General features: G+C 40.9%; 15 protein-coding genes and 3 pseudogenes. 10 read left to right on the top strand and 8 right to left on the bottom strand.

Annotation, left to right across the window (positions count from 1 at the left end):
- Positions 1-2: 2 nt before the first annotated feature.
- From GQR42_RS06055 to GQR42_RS06045, 3 genes are read right to left on the bottom strand one after another with little or no spacing between them, the layout of a single operon-like run.
- Entirely contained in the window at positions 3-1,103 is a 1,101-nt protein-coding gene (locus GQR42_RS06055; RefSeq protein WP_158199275.1) for an AAA family ATPase, read from the bottom strand.
- Positions 1,093-2,943, bottom strand: coding sequence for a caspase family protein (locus tag GQR42_RS06050; protein WP_158199274.1), 1,851 nt, complete (start codon positions 2,941-2,943; stop codon positions 1,093-1,095). Before GQR42_RS06050 ends, GQR42_RS06055 begins: the two co-directional genes overlap by 11 nt.
- Positions 2,943-3,794, bottom strand: coding sequence for a hypothetical protein (locus GQR42_RS06045; RefSeq protein WP_158199273.1), 852 nt, complete (start codon positions 3,792-3,794; stop codon positions 2,943-2,945). Before GQR42_RS06045 ends, GQR42_RS06050 begins: the two co-directional genes overlap by 1 nt.
- A 224-nt stretch (positions 3,795-4,018) precedes the next feature.
- On the opposite strand from GQR42_RS06045, the gene trxA reads away from it, so the two are divergent.
- Together trxA and dnaG are read left to right on the top strand one after the other, a co-directional pair.
- Positions 4,019-4,342, top strand: coding sequence for a thioredoxin (trxA, locus tag GQR42_RS06040; RefSeq protein WP_158199272.1), 324 nt, complete (start codon positions 4,019-4,021; stop codon positions 4,340-4,342).
- 426 nt (positions 4,343-4,768) lie between these two features.
- Entirely contained in the window at positions 4,769-6,649 is a 1,881-nt protein-coding gene (gene dnaG, locus GQR42_RS06035) for a DNA primase (protein ID WP_158199271.1), read from the top strand.
- A 12-nt stretch (positions 6,650-6,661) separates the two neighbouring features.
- On the opposite strand, the gene GQR42_RS06030 is transcribed toward dnaG, so the two are convergent.
- Together GQR42_RS06030 and GQR42_RS06025 are read right to left on the bottom strand one after the other, a co-directional pair.
- The gene (locus GQR42_RS06030; RefSeq protein WP_158199270.1) at positions 6,662-7,900 is read right to left on the bottom strand and encodes a lipid-A-disaccharide synthase; all 1,239 of its coding nucleotides are present in this window, start codon (positions 7,898-7,900) and stop codon (positions 6,662-6,664) included.
- A gap of 222 nt (positions 7,901-8,122) precedes the next feature.
- On the bottom strand, positions 8,123-9,283 hold the full coding sequence (locus tag GQR42_RS06025; protein ID WP_158199269.1) for a sugar phosphate nucleotidyltransferase: 1,161 nt from the start codon (positions 9,281-9,283) through the stop codon (positions 8,123-8,125).
- 215 nt (positions 9,284-9,498) lie between these two features.
- Between GQR42_RS06025 and GQR42_RS06020 the strand changes: the two are divergent.
- The 6 genes and pseudogenes from GQR42_RS06020 to GQR42_RS05995 form a co-directional block, all read left to right on the top strand.
- A pseudogene (locus tag GQR42_RS06020) lies at positions 9,499-10,296 on the top strand (RNA-guided endonuclease InsQ/TnpB family protein); the annotation flags it as partial.
- 219 nt (positions 10,297-10,515) lie between these two features.
- Positions 10,516-10,941: pseudogene (locus tag GQR42_RS06015) on the top strand (RNA-guided endonuclease InsQ/TnpB family protein); the annotation flags it as partial.
- Between the two features lie 499 nt (positions 10,942-11,440).
- Positions 11,441-12,523 (top strand): photosystem II q(b) protein, encoded by a 1,083-nt coding sequence (gene psbA, locus GQR42_RS06010; protein ID WP_045358920.1) that lies wholly within the window; start codon positions 11,441-11,443, stop codon positions 12,521-12,523.
- A gap of 117 nt (positions 12,524-12,640) precedes the next feature.
- Positions 12,641-13,210 carry a Uma2 family endonuclease gene (locus GQR42_RS06005; protein WP_158199268.1) on the top strand — a complete coding sequence of 190 codons (570 nt, stop codon included), beginning with the start codon at positions 12,641-12,643 and terminating at the stop codon, positions 13,208-13,210.
- A 70-nt stretch (positions 13,211-13,280) separates the two neighbouring features.
- Positions 13,281-13,487 (top strand): hypothetical protein, encoded by a 207-nt coding sequence (locus tag GQR42_RS06000; RefSeq protein ID WP_158199267.1) that lies wholly within the window; start codon positions 13,281-13,283, stop codon positions 13,485-13,487.
- 228 nt (positions 13,488-13,715) lie between these two features.
- The gene (locus GQR42_RS05995) at positions 13,716-14,315 is read left to right on the top strand and encodes a calcium-binding protein (protein ID WP_158199266.1); all 600 of its coding nucleotides are present in this window, start codon (positions 13,716-13,718) and stop codon (positions 14,313-14,315) included.
- 162 nt (positions 14,316-14,477) lie between these two features.
- Here the strand turns inward: GQR42_RS05995 and GQR42_RS05990 are convergent, their stop codons facing one another.
- A complete protein-coding gene (locus tag GQR42_RS05990) occupies positions 14,478-15,038 on the bottom strand; it encodes a hypothetical protein (protein WP_158199265.1) in 561 nt (186 codons plus the stop codon).
- 183 nt (positions 15,039-15,221) lie between these two features.
- Positions 15,222-16,601, bottom strand: coding sequence for an NB-ARC domain-containing protein (locus GQR42_RS05985; protein WP_158199264.1), 1,380 nt, complete (start codon positions 16,599-16,601; stop codon positions 15,222-15,224).
- Between the two features lie 91 nt (positions 16,602-16,692).
- Between GQR42_RS05985 and GQR42_RS05980 the strand changes: the two are divergent.
- A pseudogene (locus GQR42_RS05980) lies at positions 16,693-16,917 on the top strand (hypothetical protein); the annotation flags it as partial.
- Between the two features lie 275 nt (positions 16,918-17,192).
- Positions 17,193-17,627, top strand: a complete 435-nt coding sequence (locus GQR42_RS05975; RefSeq protein ID WP_233271287.1) for a hypothetical protein — start codon at positions 17,193-17,195, stop codon at positions 17,625-17,627.
- Here GQR42_RS05975 and GQR42_RS05970 read toward each other — a convergent pair.
- Positions 17,612-18,457: an IS5 family transposase gene (locus GQR42_RS05970; RefSeq protein WP_158199263.1), complete on the bottom strand. Its 846-nt coding sequence runs from the start codon at positions 18,455-18,457 to the stop codon at positions 17,612-17,614. The genes GQR42_RS05975 and GQR42_RS05970 overlap by 16 nt on opposite strands.
- Between the last annotated feature and the right edge of the window lie 67 nt (positions 18,458-18,524).

Below are 18,524 nucleotides of genomic sequence, written 5' to 3'. Positions count from 1 at the left end.
CCCTACCCTTGCAAGGATTTAAAGATGGTGTCTAGGAGCGATTGGCGATCAGTGGCGTTGAGGTCGTTTCCCTGTAGTAACAGATAGACCGCGTTGAGGAGTTGATCGGTGGCTAGTTTGTCTTTGCGTTTGATTCGATCGAGAAATTCCCGGATTAGTTCTCTGGCCGGTTCGTCCAATTGATTTAGGCGCTCCGAGGGGAAACGTTGCTCTAGTATCCGATAGAAATCATCCTCGTTATCGGGTTGTTCGAGTCTTAAACGCAAACATCGACGCAGAAAAGCGGGGGGAAACTCCCGGGCCTCGTTACTGGTCATGAATACTAGGGGGAACTCCTTGCAGGACACACAACCTCGCTCGATCGGGATTTTTTCCTCGCTGTCATCCTCTTGACCGCGATAGGGAAGAACGGATTGGTCGCCGGTTTTTAATCGTGTCAGTTCCGGTATCTCAAAAAATCCCTCCTCGAAAATATGGAGGAGATCGTTAGGCATATCGATATCGCTTTTATCGATCTCATCAATTAGCAGCACCGCCGGTCGTCCGGGACGGGATTGATAAAAAGCCATCCCCATGGGGCCTAATCTTAGATAGCTGCCGATATCTGGTTCCTCATACTTTCCGTCCTCTCCCACTTTCTGTCTTTGTAGGGAAGCTTCCTGTAACCGTCCGATCGCATCGTAGGCATAAAGACCCTCTTTAAGGGTGGTGCGGGAAACGATCGACCAACGGTAGGGGCCGGGTAATCCCAATTCCCGTGCGACCGCATAGGCCAGGGAAGTCTTGCCGGCGCCAGGGTTGCCCTCGATCAGTAGGGGACGACGCAAACAGAGGGCAGCGTTCACCAGTTCCACCGCTTTTTTATCCGCGACGAATCCTAAGGCTCTAGGGTCGATTTTTCCCTGTTCGGGCGGTATTTCCTGCAATTTCGCCGCTTCTGTCCATTTTTCTGGGGATAGGCTAAAACTGCGCCATGGAGGTGGGGGTGGGATGCGATCGAGGTGTTTTCTTTGTTCTTCGGGTTTGGGTAAACTATCCGCACTCAGGGTCAAACCCCGGTAGATGCGAAGGTCTTCTGGTTTGGGAACTGGTTTATCGGCCATTGGATTCCACCACTTTCGTGTTTAGAGGTCTCGGTCTCGGGGCGGGTTTGGGGTATAGATCGTCCCAGAAAAGGGCGATTTTTCGGTTGTTTCTGCGTAATTCTTTGGTCTTATCGGGCCAGGTTTTCCATTCCGAGGGGTTTAGATCGTTATCTGTTATCGGTTCCCTGACGTTGCGACTCCAGACGGCGATCAGCAGGGATTCGACGATATCTTCCAGATCGGCGATCGATGGTTCGGTTCCGATGTAGTAATGTTCCCGGTCAAGATCGCCACCATTTTCCCATAAAGCTCTCTTGATCTCCTCGATCTCGTCGCGGATTTCTCGGAAGTCTTCATCGAAATAGCGATCAAAAGAGTTAATAAAGACGGGGTACTCGTATCCGATAGATGGTCGATCATCGCATCTAAACTTAATATCTTCTAGGGAGTGTTTCAGCAAAGCAAATGGAAGGAAAAATTCAATCTCTAGTCTCGATTGATCGGGTAAATAGTAAAATATTTCAGGAATTACCTGATAGAAACTATTTGGCATTTCTTCTAACCTAAAACTTTCTTCTTTTTCATAGATGCTCCCTAACTCAATTTTATTGTTTGTTCCTACAAAAAACATCGTATTTACATGAAAATATTCTGTTTGTAAGCCAGTATTATTATGTTTATCAATTGCGGGTGAGATGAGAATTTGTATTCTTCCTTCTAGTTCGATAATTTTATTAAATTTATCCCACAATTCTCTCGCATATTTCTTGATTGTGTCTAATTGCACACCATCCCTATATCGAACAGCCTCGCCTTTCCAAGTATCAATATTGTCAGCAATATCTAGGTTTTGATCCTTAAATAACTTCAATCTGCACCATTCAGAAAATAAAATCAAAGGACATATTTCTTTATTAACTGGCTTACTAGACAAATCTTTGAGTTTTTCTCTAAGCTCTTGTATGTTTGAAATAGATGATAATTTGGGATCTTCATAGACTAACAGAAAAGAGTTGATTAAAAATAAACTCTTATCGGAATTAATATTTAAAACATTGAAAAGTTTTTCGATTAAATTAAATCGTTGATTTTCCCATTTTTGGTCAGCTTTAGTATAAGTAGGAAAAAACCTAGCATAGGTTTCAATTCCTAGCGCAGAATAATTAACACGCTGATTACTGTCAACATTCTGGTTCATTTTCTCAACCAACAAACCCAGATCGATATATCCACGGTGCGAAACAAACTCGATCGCTTCTATATCATCGAGAGCTTGTTGCAGTGATCGGGATAAAACTCCCTCGATCGCTGTATCTTTTGCCCTACAAGCGGCCATAACATGAATAGCTATATTAGCTCCTCGAACCGCTTCATATTGTTTGATCGCATTGCTAACGAATTTTATCATATCTCCCGCACCACTTTGGGAGTAACAAGTATCAATAATATAGAGAATTTGAAAGATGGTTACTTGCTTATTGTTAAGAGGACGAACTAAGTCTTGAGTCGGTAAAGCCGTTAAAGATATATAATCAATATCTGTATCTTTCAGTATGAGATAATGTCCATCACCTGGACAATATTCGCCATGACCAGAATAGTAGAAAATAAGAATATTTTTCGTTCCATGGCGCTCTCTATCCCGAAGCCAATTAGGGAATATTATTCTAAGATCGTTAGTTGTGGGATTCAAGTGTAAACTTGGCAGAACTCTTTCATATCCAAAACCACTGGTAAACAGATTGTTCACCAGTTTTAAATCCGTTTCGACGCTGGGTAACTGCTCGAATGCGTTGTAATCCTTTGTCCCACAAGCAATTAGATAATACTTGATTTCTTCATCCATACCATTACCCATCAATCGATTAACCCCGATCGAATCGCTTCCCCGGTTTCAACCGTCGTCAGATACCTTTTGGCATCGTGAGCCTCGCAACCATTATAAACTAGCTTATCCTCGACAGTTCCCTCAAATAAAGGGTTGAGTTGCTTTGTCAACGCCACCACATCGCCATCGTCCGCGATATTCACCCATCTTTCCACATTTCCGGGCCAGCACCCCAGGTTATCGCGGGGAGAGGGTTGCAGTCGATCGAAAATCAATTGTCTTATCCCCAAAGGAGAACCGAGAGTGACAAAGACTTTAATCGGCCATTCGGGATGCTGACATAAAGTTTCGTAACAGACGATCGAACCGAGAGAATGAGCTACAAGTACCCGCGTATCTTCATCGATACATTCTATCACTCGCCTTTGAATCTGCTGTTTTAGCTCTCGATCGTGTAAATAGCTCCCCACTTGCTTCAGATAAAAAATCACCAATTTCTCGGCAATGCCACCGAAAAACCGAGATTCACTTAACCCCGACAAAGCTCTCTGGATAATTTTTGGGGTAGATTTTTCTCTCAAAAGGCTATTCGCATTCGGATGATTATTTTCCACTCGTTCCGTTTCTTGCCACCAGGACTGGAGTAATTCTTTTTCCCAATCGGAATCGATATCACTAACATCGTAGTTCGGAATACCGATCGCTTTCGATTTTCCCCGGAAAAGATCTCCGTAAAACGCACAAAGAAAATCAGTATCGGACTTTAACTCAGTTCCTGCGAGTTTCAATCCATCCTTGAGACTTGGCAACCACTCAGCAGAAATCGTGTGGCTACCCCTAAATTCTTGCGCGATACCATGAACACCGACAATTTTAGCCATGATCCTCCAGTTACAGGACTTTCCTATCCCTGTTGATTTTCAATTTTAAAGATTAAAGCATTCTTGACTTGTATAGACTGGATTAACTGCAATAGTTAAGGGACTGGTGTGGGAATAATATCCCAGCTTTGAAAATCGCTCTGTAGAAGAATCAGACCAGCCAGATGGCATATTATCAAAGCGCAAGTCCCTAAGTCACACAGCATCAATTTGGAGATATAAACATGGGTACGGCTACATTTATTCAAGATGAAACTGAATTTGATTCGCTGTTAAAGAGTGAATCACTGTTGGTGGTAGATTGCACAGCAACCTGGTGTGGACCTTGCAAACTGGTGGCACCGTTGATCGATCGATTGGCCGATGACTATCGCGATCGCGCCAAAGTCTTCAAACTCGACCTGGACAGTAACAAACCCGTGGCCAAACGCTTTGGAATTAGAAGTATTCCGGCTGTCATGGTATTTAAACAGGGGAAATTGATGGAAACATTAGTTGGGGTTAAACCCTATGAAGAATTTACGGCTGCGGTAGAACGACAATTATAGTCTTCCACCCTGAACGAACACTCTGGGCCAACGTCCGACGTTGACCCTTTCCTTCTCACATCACTATTCAATTTTGAGGTATTCAATTAAGTCCAAACTGTAAGAACGCAAAACAATTAAATACTGTGGGACACACAGAAATTTACGCTTGGGGAGTAGTCCCTAAGAATGCTTGCCTTATAGGTGTAGTCGGACTGGACATGAAACTGTAAAATGTCGGATGAATGCCCCCGCTAGATTTTTCGACAAGATACTCACCAAAATTAGCGCTTCGATGAAATCCGACCAGAATATCAATGACCCGTTCGGACCTCGGCGTGAGCTTTTGTCGAACGCTGATCTCACGGCCGAAGCCCACACCCTGTCCCCACGAAAAACTTTTTCAGCAAACCCTAAATACTGTCTCCTGACTCCTGATAACTGATTATGGATACACCGCGACTACATCCGGATACGATCGAAGAAGTTAAACAAAGAATTGATATTGTGGATTTAATTTCTGAGAGAGTCGTCCTCAAAAAAAGGGGACGGGAATACGTCGGTTTATGTCCTTTTCATGAGGAAAAATCCCCCAGTTTTACGGTTAGTCCTGCCAAACAAATGTATTACTGTTTTGGCTGTGGTGCGGGGGGAAACGGGATTAAATTTCTCATGGAAGTGGGAAAACAATCTTTTAGTGAAGTGGTTTTTGATCTCGCTAGAAGGTATCAAATCCCGATTAAAACTCTGGCAGTAGAACAGCGTCAGGAATTAGAACAGCAATTATCCCTCAAGGAACAATTATACGAAATAATGGCCGTGGCAGTGAGTTTTTATCAACACGCCCTTAGTCAACCCCAAGGGGAAAAAGCTTTAGATTATCTCAAGGTACAACGACAATTAACTGCGGAAACTATCGCAACTTTTCAACTGGGATATTCTCCGGAAGGTTGGGAAACTCTCTATCGTTATTTGGTGGAACAAAAGCGCTATCCTGTGGCTTTAGTGGCACAAGCCGGATTAATTAAAGCGCGTCAAAATGGTAGTGGTTATTACGATCAATTTCGAGATCGTTTAATGATTCCTATTTTTGATAGTCAAGGACGAGCGATCGCTTTTGGTAGTCGCACTTTAGGTAATGAGCAACCAAAGTATCTAAATTCTCCCGATACTCCTCTATTTGAAAAGGGAAAAACTCTCTTTGCTCTCGCTCGAGCTAAACAGGCAATTATTCAGCAAGATTTAGCGATAGTTGTCGAGGGTTATTTTGATGCGATCGCTCTCCATGCTGCCGGTATTCTTAATGTGGTTGCCTGTCTAGGAACAGCCTTAAGTCAAGAGCAAATTAAGCTACTTTTGCGCTACAGTGAAAGTAAACAAATAATCTTTAATTTTGATGCCGATCAAGCGGGAATTAAAGCGACACAACGGGCGATCGAGGAAATTAACTCTCTAGTTTATTCGGGACAAGTTAACCTAAAAATCCTCAATCTTCCTGATGGTAAAGATGCCGATGAATTTCTTAAATCCCATGCTGATGGGGTGAATAGTTATCGAGAATTAATCGAAAAATCTCCTTTTTGGATTGATTGGCAAATCTTGCAAATGTTGGTTAATAAAGATTTAAAACAGGGACTACATTTTCAAGAAATAGCCAATAGTATGGTGAGTTTACTGCAAAAGTTAATCGATAGCAATCAACGCACTTTTTATCTAGATTATTGTGCTGAAATTTTGGCTCAAAAAGATGCTACTCGTTTGCCTTATATTTTAAAAAATCTCTCGAAGCAAGTTAATAAACCTCTGGGAAAATCCCCAGCAATTAAGAGGAAAAATATTTTAGATAAATCCGAAAAAAACGGCTCCGAAAAAGCCGAATGGTTATTATTATTAATTTATCTCCATTGCTCTGAATATCGGAGGCTAATTTGTGAACTTTTGGATGAAAAAGATTTAATTTTTAATCTCCCTGATTATCGTTGGTTATGGCAAGTAATTCTAGAGTTAGAAACCAAAATTACTAACCCAAGAGATTTGATGTCAGCTTTACAGAATCATTTATTGATGATAACTACAGATAAAAATCGTGATTTTAATTCTTTATTTCACTTAAATGAACATACCAGTCAGGAAATTTTGCAGCCAGAAGAACAGATCAAAAATGCTATTATAGCTATGGAAAAAATTAGTTTAATGGAATATCGTCGCTACTGTCAAGAACAATTAATTAATGCTCTCGACAGCAATCAACGGGAATTTTATCAGCAGGAATTTTATCAAACTGTTAATAAATTAATCGAAATTGATCCTCACTACCAACAAGCTTAATTCTCTATTTGATTAGAAACTAGACAGTTGTTCGGCAATAATAGATACTAACTTATCCACTGCTCCCGCTTGCCCGCGCACGGCCCGCAATTTTTGCCGGATAGCCTCTAATTGTTCGGGATTTTCTAACCAAGATATAGCCATATTTGCCACTTCCTCTGGTTGTAATTCCCCCAATAATTCCGGAACAATTTCGGCACTGGCCCAAATATTTGGCCAAGCATATAAACGCTTTTTCCGCAACATATAGAGATTAATTATCTTAGCAAATAAAGAACCCACCCCCGGCAGTTGGGCTAATAAACCGGGTAAACCGTCCCAAGTCCGCATTGCGTCTAGTTGCTGAGTCGGTAGTAAAATAATCATCGGGATTGCCAGCGCCCCTAATTCGGCAGTATTAGCACCCACCGTCGTTAAAGCTAAATGACAACGAGAAAGCTGGTTATGAGCGGGAAAATCGGTAATTAGGTCAACTTTTACCCCCTTAGCTGTTTCTAGATAGGGTTTTTCACCGTTTTTTAATTTGGCAGCACTCCAACCAGTTTTAGTAATCATCGGGTTATAGCTAGGATCGGCAAATTTCGCCAAATAAGCTAAATTTATCGTAGGAGCAACGGGAATTAAGAATTTAGTCTGGGGATTGTGTGCGTGTATCTTTTCGGCAATGGTTAGGGTTAGGGGTACACCCTGAGCTAATTTCGAGGGTTTGGAACCGGGGAGGAGTGCAATTAAGGTAGCGTCATCAGGGGTGATAGCAGTGGGCAAATCTACCATTAAATCGCCGATAACAGTAAATTTATGCTGATATTGTTGGGGAATATTATTCAATACACTTGTATTCATCACGGCAAAGCGATCGATCCCCCGATACCAACGCGCTTCCCATTCCGCATAGATAACGGTGCGATAACCCAACCGTTTACCGATGGTGAGGGCAAAAAATTGATCGCCCCCTAAAAATAAAACGATGCCCTTGGGGTGCCAATCCCAATTATCGGCGGTTTTTCCCCAGAAAAGAAAATTAAAGAAGTTTTCTGGCGACTGGACTCGATCGACCTCCGGATATTTCCTAACTACTGCCGTTTCCGCCCCCATAGAATGAGTACAAGGGGAAAGAATCACCGAAATCCGCAACAGCGATCGATCTTCTGTTAAGTTTTGTCGCAATCTCTTGACAACTGGACGCACCCATGTAGATATTTCTCCAGGACCATTGGAGAGAATGAGCAGATCAACAGGAGAATCAAACATGATCTATGGTGAGGTAGGAAGTTTTCGTTTTGGGGAGTCAGCCTTGAATCAGTTATCAGTTATCAGTTATCAGATGTTAGTTTTCAGTTCACTGATTACTGATTACTGTTTACTGTTTACTGTTTACTGTTCACTGTTCACTGAAAATACTTCCCAATTCATAATTCATAATTCATAATTCCCCGCAATGCGTGCCAAGTGGTTTCCCCGTTGCGGTGTTGCCTACTTGCCATTAAATAAAGAACGAATTGCCTGATGTTTAGGGTGATCAAATTCTGGGGGAACCTTGCGGGTATCGGTAATCAACCAATCCAAGGCTGCCGCTTCCACATCGATCGCCGCGCCGGTTTTATCAACACAATAGCGCCCAAAGACCAACTTATCCACCAAACGCGCCCCCGGTCCAAGGCGAGAATATTCAAAAATAACGCTATTATCCACGGTCGCGCCGCCACAAATCCAACAATTGGGGCCAATCATACTCGGACCGACAATTTTCGCCCCGTCTTCAATGCGCGTCATTGCCCCAATATACACAGGTCCGGTGATATCGACTCGATCCCAGTTTACCCCCACATTTAAGCCCGTATAGATGCCCGGTTTGACTTCGATGCCGGGGATAGCAACATTTTTAATTTCCCGGGATAACACCCCGCGAATTGCCTGCCAGTAGTCGGGGACTTTACCGATATCCACCCATTCAAAATCCATGTTTAAAGCGTAGAAAGGCGCACCTTTAGCGACTAATTGGGGGAATAATTCGCCACCGATGTCGTATTTACTATTAGGGGGAATAAAATCAATGATTTCTGGCTCAAAAATATATATCCCTGTGTTAATGCAGGTACTTAAAGCTTCATCGATGGCGGGTTTTTCTTGGAAACTGAGAATCCTTCCCTCCTCGTCGCTAACTACCACCCCATAACTCGATACTTCCTCTTTGGGGACGGTTTTGGTGACGATAGTGGCGATCGCTCCCTTTTCCCGATGCCATTTAACGGCTGCGGTTAAATCGAGATCAATCAGGGCATCACCACAGAGAACCACAAAGGTATCGTCAAAAAAGGGATTAAAATCTTGAATTCGTCGTAAACCGCCCGCAGATCCTAGTGCATCACCGATTAACTCGCCCTCTTGGATTCTACCCTCGAAAGAATAGCCGATATGCACCCCAAAACGCTGACCATCGCGGAAATAACTCTCAATTTCTTCGGCTAAATGACTGACATTCACCATGATCTGATCAAAGCCATGCTGTCGTAACAGTTCCAACAAAAACTCCATCACTGGCTTTTGTAAAATCGGGATCAGGGGTTTGGGAATCGTATGGGTAATCGGACGCACGCGAGTTCCTTTGCCTGCCGCCAAAATCATGGCTTTCATCGATGTTTATTTCCTTTTGCGATCGAGGTTTGTAGTTAAATCATGCCTAGTGTATCATTATCGGCTCAGAATCAGTAGTTATTGATCCTGTTGACCGAAAATTTGGGTACAAGCCCCGCACTTTATTGTAGGGTCGGGCGGCTTTAAATAAATATGTATTGTCAACTTAAAGAATTTTGTGTTAAAATACCGATGCTCGGTCAAGCATTGTCAAAATGTTTGTACTAGAATACAAAGTTAAGCCAAAACCTAATCAGATAGAAGCCATTAACGAAGCAATACGGACAACTCAATTTGTTCGGAATAAATTTCTGCGTTATTGGATGGATAATCGGGGTGTTGGCAAAACAGAGTTATTTCGGTACAACACAGCATTAAGGAAAGAGTTGAAATTTGTTGATGATTTAAACTCCCATGCTTGCCAGACTGCTGTAGAAAGAACCTGGCGAGCAATTACTCGGTTTGACGATAATTGCCAAAATCAAGTTAAAGGAAAGAAAGGCTACCCTAAGTTTAAAAAACATTCCCGTTCCGTTGAGTATAAAGTATCTGGATGGAAGCTATCAAAAGATAAACGTCATATTACCTTTACAGACAAAAAAGGTATTGGCACTCTTAAACTGATTGGCTCTAGAGATATTAATTATTATCAACCAGACCAGATTAAACGGGTAAGAATCCTTAATCGTGCCGATGGTTATTATGTGCAGTTCTGCATTAAATTAGACCCCAGAGACACGGTTAAACCTTTAACACCTTCCCAGAAAGCCACTGGGATTGATGTGGGATTAAAGTTTTTCTTAGTAGATAGCGAAGGTAATCAAATTGATTGTCCGAACTACTATCGAAAAGCTGAAAAACAACTAAACCGATTAAACAGGAAAAAGTCAAAGAAATACCGTAAGGGTAAAAAACAATCTCGTAATTATCACAAAGCTAGAAAGCGATCTGCTCGGAAACATTTAAGAGTAAGTAGGCAACGAGAAGAGTTTGTCAAGAGTGTGGCACTCCGTTTAGTTAGGGCTGGCTGAATAAATGTGAAATGTATGCAAAGTAAGGGTTTTGGGGCTTTACGAGCGAAACAGGTGCAAGATTTTGAGAGAATCGTGGTTCAAAACCTTGCATCTTCATCGGCCCGCGTCCTGTAGGGGCGAAGCATTCGGGCAATAACCTATCGGTGAAACCGGAGATTTTCTATCCGAATGCTTCGCCCGTACTTTTTGCTGCAAACCCTAGTTAAGTCTAACGACTTAATCGCTCAGGTCAACTTAAATATCAAAGGCATGGTTAAGAATCGTCATTTAGCGAAGTCGATAACCGATGCAGGATGGTCTGTTTTTAGGCAATGGCTAGAGTATTTTGGGGACAAATACTGCAAGTTAACTATAGCTGTCTCACCTCATAATACGTCTCAAAATTGTGCTAATTGTGGGCAAAAAGTCCAAAAGTCGCTATCTACTCGAACCCATGTTTGTCCTGATTATGGGTACACAGATTGTCGAGATAGAAACGCCGCTTTAAACATCTTGCAAAAGGGATTAAGTAGCGTGGGGCGCACGCAAACTTGAAACGCTTCGGGAGAGATTCCCTCTTGGTTGGTTGGAGAAATCCTGCTGGCTAACGGAGACTCAATGAACGAAGAATCCCCGTCTCTTTAGAGCGGGGAGCGTCAACATTAGATCAACCTAGTGGTCTGTCAAGATTGAATTGAGGGATCGGAGCCTTCTTCAGTCTCCGCCGCTGGTTATCGGTTAAACGGCGAAGCATCAGACGTATCATGGCAATCTCACGGGGTGACAGTAAGTATCTAAGCACAATTAATTACACATCTAAGCCACTACTCCGTCAGACTTCTGCTGTGATCCGTAAACAGTGAACTGAAAACTCAAATCCGATCCCTAATAGCTGTCTTGTGAGTCTCGGAGTCTCGGAGTCTCGGAGTCTCGACTAGGAAATTAATTTTGCACGACTACTTAACAAGGACGGGGTTTCAGATCCAAATTTTCGATGAGAAGCGCTGTAGTATAACCCCAGCTTATCAATGACATAAGTAATAATATCGTCAAACCCCTTTACAAACCGTTACAAAGTCCTTAAGATAGAGACATCATCAATCAATCAATCGTACCTCGATAACTTAATAGGAATCATAAACCAATGACCACCACCTTACAACAGCGCGAAAGCGCTTCCCTGTGGGAGCAGTTCTGTCAGTGGATCACCAGCACCAACAACCGCTTATACATCGGTTGGTTCGGTGTGATCATGATCCCCACCCTGCTCACCGCCACCACCTGCTTCATCATCGCCTTTATCGCCGCTCCTCCCGTAGATATCGACGGTATTCGCGAGCCTGTAGCTGGTTCCCTACTCTACGGAAACAACATCATCTCTGGTGCTGTTGTTCCCTCTTCCAACGCGATTGGACTCCACTTCTACCCCATCTGGGAAGCAGCTTCCTTAGATGAGTGGTTATACAACGGTGGTCCCTACCAGTTAGTCATTTTCCACTTCTTACTAGGTGTCTTCTGCTACCTCGGTCGTCAGTGGGAACTGTCTTTCCGTTTAGGAATGCGTCCTTGGATTTGTGTAGCTTACTCCGCACCTGTATCCGCCGCTACTGCTGTATTCTTAATCTATCCCATCGGACAAGGTTCCTTCTCTGATGGTATGCCTTTAGGAATCTCTGGAACCTTTAACTTTATGTTCGTGTTCCAAGCAGAACATAACATTCTCATGCACCCCTTCCATATGTTAGGTGTTGCTGGTGTGTTCGGCGGTTCCTTGTTCTCCGCGATGCACGGTTCCCTAGTAACTTCTTCCTTAGTGCGTGAAACCACTGAAATCGAATCTCAAAACTACGGTTACAAATTCGGTCAAGAGGAAGAAACCTACAATATCGTTGCCGCTCACGGTTACTTCGGACGTTTAATCTTCCAATACGCTTCTTTCAACAATAGCCGTTCTCTGCACTTCTTCTTAGGTGCATGGCCGGTAATCGGTATCTGGTTTACGGCAATGGGTGTTAGCACCATGGCGTTTAACCTCAATGGTTTTAACTTCAACCAGTCGATTCTCGATTCTCAAGGTCGTGTAATTGGTACTTGGGCCGATGTGTTAAACCGCGCTGGTATCGGTATGGAAGTAATGCACGAGCGTAATGCACATAACTTCCCCTTAGACTTAGCTAGTGGTGAACAGGCTCCTGTAGCGCTGACTGCTCCTGCTATCAATGGTTAATTCCTAGTCTGAACGAAAAGGCACTCCCGCGAGGGGGTGCTTTTTTGTTGTTAGAATTGGGGAACGGGGTACAAATGAAAAACGCTGCAAAATGCTTATTCTCAAACAATCCTCATTATGACCGCTCTCACTGAAAAATATACTCTTAGTCAATATTTTGAGCAGGAAATACAATCCCAAACTCGCCATGAATATCTTGATGGAAAAATTATTGCTATGACAGGAGGGACACCGACTCATAACCGCATTATCAGTAATTTATTAGTGGCTTTATATACTGCGCTAAAAAATCACCCCTATGCCGTTTTTGTCACCGATCAGCGTTTATGGATACCTGAGCGCCAAATAGCTACCTATCCTGATATTATGGTAGTGTCTGAACCTCTCACTTATCAAGAAGGACGCAAAGATACTGTAATTAATCCTGTTTTAATCGCTGAGGTTTTGTCTGCTGCAACGGCAAATTACGACAGAGAAGAAAAGTTTGCCGCTTATCGAACGATTGCAACTGTTCAGGAATATTTATTGATTTCTCAAGAAAAATGTTATATTGAACATTTTCAAAAAGAAGGCGATCGCTGGCTTTTTACTGCTTATGAAACTAACAGTATTATCCGTTTAAAATCTTTGAGGATTGAGGTAGCGGTCTCAGATATTTATAACAAGGTAATCTTTGAAAATAATTAAAGGTTGATAGATGAATTTTTTGTTCTAATAAAAATAGACAGGTTTTTATCAAGAGTTAAGAGGTGAAACGATGACTTTACAGGAAATGATCAAATCTTTTGAGGGTTTATCAGGGGATGAACAAGATTTATTATTAGAAATTTTGCGTAAATATAGGGCGGAAGCTAAAGAAAAAGAAATTTTAGCTAATTTTAAGGAATTGAAAGAGGCGATCGCTACTGGAACAGCCAAAAGGGGAACAGTAGAGGATTTGATTGCTGATTTGAATGAGGATTAACAATGTGATCATGAAGTTTGGCAAAAATTTGATGATGCCTGTTTGAGAATTTCAGTAAACTTTGCGGATTTTAGAAAATGATTAAAACTAACCTATGATTCTGACTTTTCTGACCTTTTGCAGACTTTTTCCCTTACTTCGATACTGACTTGATCAGACTGACAGATTTTTAAGATTAGTTTTATCATCAGTTTGTAAATATTTTTTGGATAAAGAAGGGGTAAATCTATGTCATTTACTATCATTGGTGGTGGCAGCAATAGCACACCTATAACTTATTATGGTCGGGATTATTATGATGATTTCCTAGCAGGGTGGACTAGCAGCGAAATTTTCTATGGCTATAGTGGAAGTGACACTCTTTTTGGCAATGCGGGTAATGATACCCTATATGGAGGAACTGGTAATGATAAAATAGCTGGTGGTGCTGATAATGATCGCTTGTTAGGAGAGAGTGGAAATGATTTTCTCAAAGGAGGTTCAGGAAACGATTACTTATTAGGTGGTACTGGCAATGATAAATTGCTAGGCTCATCGGGTATAGATACCCTTGAAGGTGGAATCGGTGCTGATCGATTTATGTTTGATGTGACAGAGGTTTTTCAAAACAGACAAGTAGATATTATCAGAGATTTTAATGCTTCTGAAGGAGACAGAATAACAGTTTATGGTTCATCAGGTTCTGCTTCTTATAATTCAAGTACAGGAGTAATATCTATCAGTGGAATAGCAATCGCAAAACTTAATCCATATACCTATTTTGATCCTTTCTTTCATCTTGAACGCAGTTCTAACGCCTTAGAATTTGCATCAGATGCTTTTTACTAAAACATGACTTTTGACACAGGTTTAGCTATGACCAATAATGATTTTCTGATTGTCTAATTTTAGTCTCAATAATCATCATTTTGTAGCCAACTTAACGCTACCTATCAGCCCTGCCAATTTATTGCAGGGCGATCTAGGGACTAGGTGCAAGCAAGATAGCAGTTAAACAAGTTCAAAAGAATGGGAAAGATCATCAAAACTATAAGCTTGATCCTGAATAACGGCTAACAAATTTCCGGAAGCATTTTTAATCAGTGTATCCGTAGCAGAAGTACCTCCCCCCATAAGAGTATGTCGTTGCTTTTCCACTATTATTCCGGTGCCATAATTACCACCAGAACCTGCTTTAAGCTGAATAGTATCAAGACCCAGTTCAAAGTTTTTAATAATCGCAAATCCAGTGCCTCGATAAAGATTTCCCGATGGAGTTCCTAGAACAAATAGATCAGATTCACCATCCCCTGTAGTATTTTGCCATGAACCATTGAGAATATCTATTTCATTGTTACTTGAACTAAAGTTGCTAGAACCTTGCAGAATATCCCTTCCTGAATAACCAATAAGGTCATCATTTCCACCATTGCCGATCAAATAATCATTCCAACCATTCCAACCACGCAAAGTGTCTGAAGCATTATCACTCACCACTGTACGATGATAGTACCAATCGTCACCCCACCAATAAGACCAGTAAGAACCGGCTCCACCAAAAGAAATAGCCATAATTAAACTCCTTAATCATCCAAAAACGTTTAAGTCCAATCAATTGTCTAGGTAAATTTTAGGATTGACAAGTAGAAAAAGTCAGAAGAATTGCCTACTTCTATGTCAAATAAAAGTCAGATAAGTCAGATTTTTGGGCAAAATGTATCTTACAAATACAGAAAATGTGACAATTAGAGGTATCTAAGAATCAGCACTGACTAACTCATTGATAAATTGTTTAATAATAGGCAAAGTTACAAAGTTACAATAATTCTCATCTTCTCTTTTTTCTAATAAATTTCTTCTCAGTAAAGACTGAATCGCTTTAAATAAACTAGAGGGATGTTCCGATAAATTATGTAATAAGGTTTCTAGGGTTATCTCTTGTTCCTCTTGACTGACAACTATCATAATTTTTTGTTCTAATTTTGATAAATATTGCCACTGCTTTAATAGAATATCTTCTAAGTCATCGGGAATAATTTGATAGTTTAAAAAAGCAGACACTTGGTTATTAAACAGAGTATTAATTGATTGAGTCGCTATTTTTAAATACAAAGGTATTGCTCCATATTGCTCAATCAATAATGACCATTTTTCGTCTTGTTTTAAATTTGCCATTCTTAAAATTTCCTTAGCTGACTCTTGTAATCCTGACAACTTTAATAAATAGCTCGATTCTTGTTTAGCTAAAGACTTCCTCTGAACATTAGAGACAAAAAACACACAACTTTGATGCTCTAAATTTGTGGTATAATCAAGAAATTGCTCGCATTTTTCATAACCTGATCGGTAAATTCCTGCATTTTGCCCCTCTTGAAAAAGGGTTTCACATTGATCCAAAATGAGTAAACATTTATGCTTTTTGAGATAGCTGAGTAATTTATAGTTTAAGTTATCTTGCTCAAATTCAGATATCTGATTATTATTAAAAATCTGGATTAACTCTAATTTAAGCTCTCTCCAAGAATTATAAAATGAGCAATTGCGCCAAATGACAGACTCAAAATTATCTTTAACTTTATCGACTAATTGAACCATTAAAGTTGTTTTACCCACTCCGATTAACCCCGTTATCTCTATCAATTGATGAGTTAAAATAGCTTGTTCGAGGAGATAAATTTCCTGAACTCGACCCAAACAAAGCTTTAAAGCGGGCATTTGTGACAAATCACAAAGATTTGAGCCTGAGACAGAGGAGGTTTGCCCCTGCTCCTGATAAATTGCTATATTGACATCATTGTAGTTATTAATAAGAATAGAATTTTGTAAAGAATTGCGGTAATGAGAGTGATCTAAATATAATTGAGGCGAACCTTCAGGGAACTCCCAACTTCTTAAGCGAGATTTAGCATTAGCTTTCGTAATATTTTCATTTAAGTTATCTGACATAAGTTTCCACAACTTAGAACCTTCATCTTTAACATAACCTTCACTATAACCAATCTCTTCAGCAATAGTAAAATAGCTTTTATCCATCATTGTCCCAAAAATAATCTGTTTTTGAATTAAATTTAAGTATTTACCCGTAGCGGTATATACTATTTTTTCAACAAAGGCAATAATTGGCAAGGAGTCCATGATAGTTGTTATCTATTGATCTTTAATTTTATTTTACTTTTTATAAATAAAATTATACTTATCATCTTTGCTGATTTCTGTCATCTGCCGGGCAATGGGTGTTAGCACCATGGCGTTCAACCTCAACGGTTTTAACTTCAACCAGTCGATTCTCGATTCTCAAGGTCGTGTAATTGGTACTTGGGCTGATGTGTTAAACCGCGCTGGTATCGGGATGGAAGTAATGCACGAGCGTAATGCACATAACTTCCCCTTAGACTTAGCTAGTGGCCAACAGGCTCCCGTAGCTCTGATTGCTCCTGCTATCAATGGTTAATTCCTAGTCTGAACGAAAAGGCACTCCCGCGAGGGGGTGCTTTTTTGTGGCTAAATATTTTATGGTATGTCTAGCCTGGATCGTTCATCCGGTGAGTTTAGCTTCGGGGAGTAACAATTATCATTCAACTGCTCTTATCGATAATCGTCTTCTTTTTAAGTGCCTTCGGTACTCTGTTCTGGTTGTCTATCCCCTTAGTCATTCAGGTGATTATCGATAAGGTCATCATCCAGAACTCGCCTGAGGCTCTCAACATATTGGGTGTTTTCTTGATAGTGACGACTCTCTTTGCCAGTGCCTCGGAGATCGGCCTAGCCGCGCTCACCGCCGCCATCGTCGGCAACGGTCTGGCTAGGAACCTCTTTCTCAAAGTCGCTGTCACACTCCCTAAAGTCTTGGCCATGCTATCATTAATGGCTATTTACAGTCCTCAACTTGCCTTTGCTTCCACTGGACTAACTGCCCTAGCCTGTGGGACTTATTACCTTCTCAAAAGAAGCAGATTGGTAGCCGAGTGTAGCTCAGAACCCCTTCCTCTTTCTTTCCGCTTGCCTTTGACCCTAATCGTACTCTTCCTTTTTTGGTATGGGGCTTCCCTAGTCCTCGCCGTTCAATTATCGCTAGGTCAGTTGATAGCGTTTATTATTTTAAGTATCCAGTTTGTGGCTTTTTTATTAGACCTCCTGCAAAAGTCTTATTCAGCTACTTGATGATAGCCTAAAGCAAGTTCGTAGTTGTAAATGCCAGCGATTAAATTAAATCTCAGACCAAAACGTCGTCTCCGATTCCTATATCTTGATGATAAAATTCTAAATCTCTTCAGACTTCTGTGAATATGTTCGATAACAATTCTTTCTCTTGATAACTGGCGATTAAATTCTTTTTCTTCTAAACTTAATTCTTGATTTTTCTTTTTTTTGTTAGGAATTCTACTATTTTTGTGCAGCTTTTGAATTCCTTGATCGCCCTTATCTGCTAAACATTCAATACTTTTATCGCTCCCAATTTGACTATTTTTCCAAAGATTAAAGTCATGTATTCTTCCCTTTCCATGAGCGGTACAGATTATCATTCCTGTTTTTTGTGCCGCAAGAACTTGCGATTTTATTGTATAATAGCCTTGTTTCCCGCTATAGTAATCTTTCTGCTTTTTTTGAGGTCTTTCTATCTCATGCTCTGCTACATCTACTACCACTACCTCTAGGTCACTATTCGCCTGGTGAACTGTCTTTTTCCCAGGCAGATTAAACAATCCAGATTTTATCAGAATATTTTCTACCTTTCTAGTGATTCTTAGGGCTGTTGTCTCATTAATCTCCCAATTAATTGCGAGATGGAAATAAGTACTATATTCCCGTAAATACTCTAAGGTCATCAAGATTTGGTCTTCTAGACTTAATTTACTTGGTCTTCCCGATTTTTTTTGCAGAACTTTTTCGGCAGCCAAAACCTTCACCATATCCTTAAATGTTTCAGGATATACTCCACAAAAGCGTTTAAACTCTTCTGGATTCAAATTTTTTACTTTTTCGTAAGTCATGGTTTTTCTGAGTGTTTTACTTGATTATACATAATCAGTTCCTATTTTTGCAGGAGGTCTATTGAGC

This window comes from Microcystis aeruginosa FD4, from assembly GCF_009792235.1.
Taxonomy (GTDB): Bacteria; Cyanobacteriota; Cyanobacteriia; order Cyanobacteriales; family Microcystaceae; genus Microcystis; species Microcystis viridis.
This window is presented reverse-complemented; position numbering and strand designations above follow the sequence as displayed.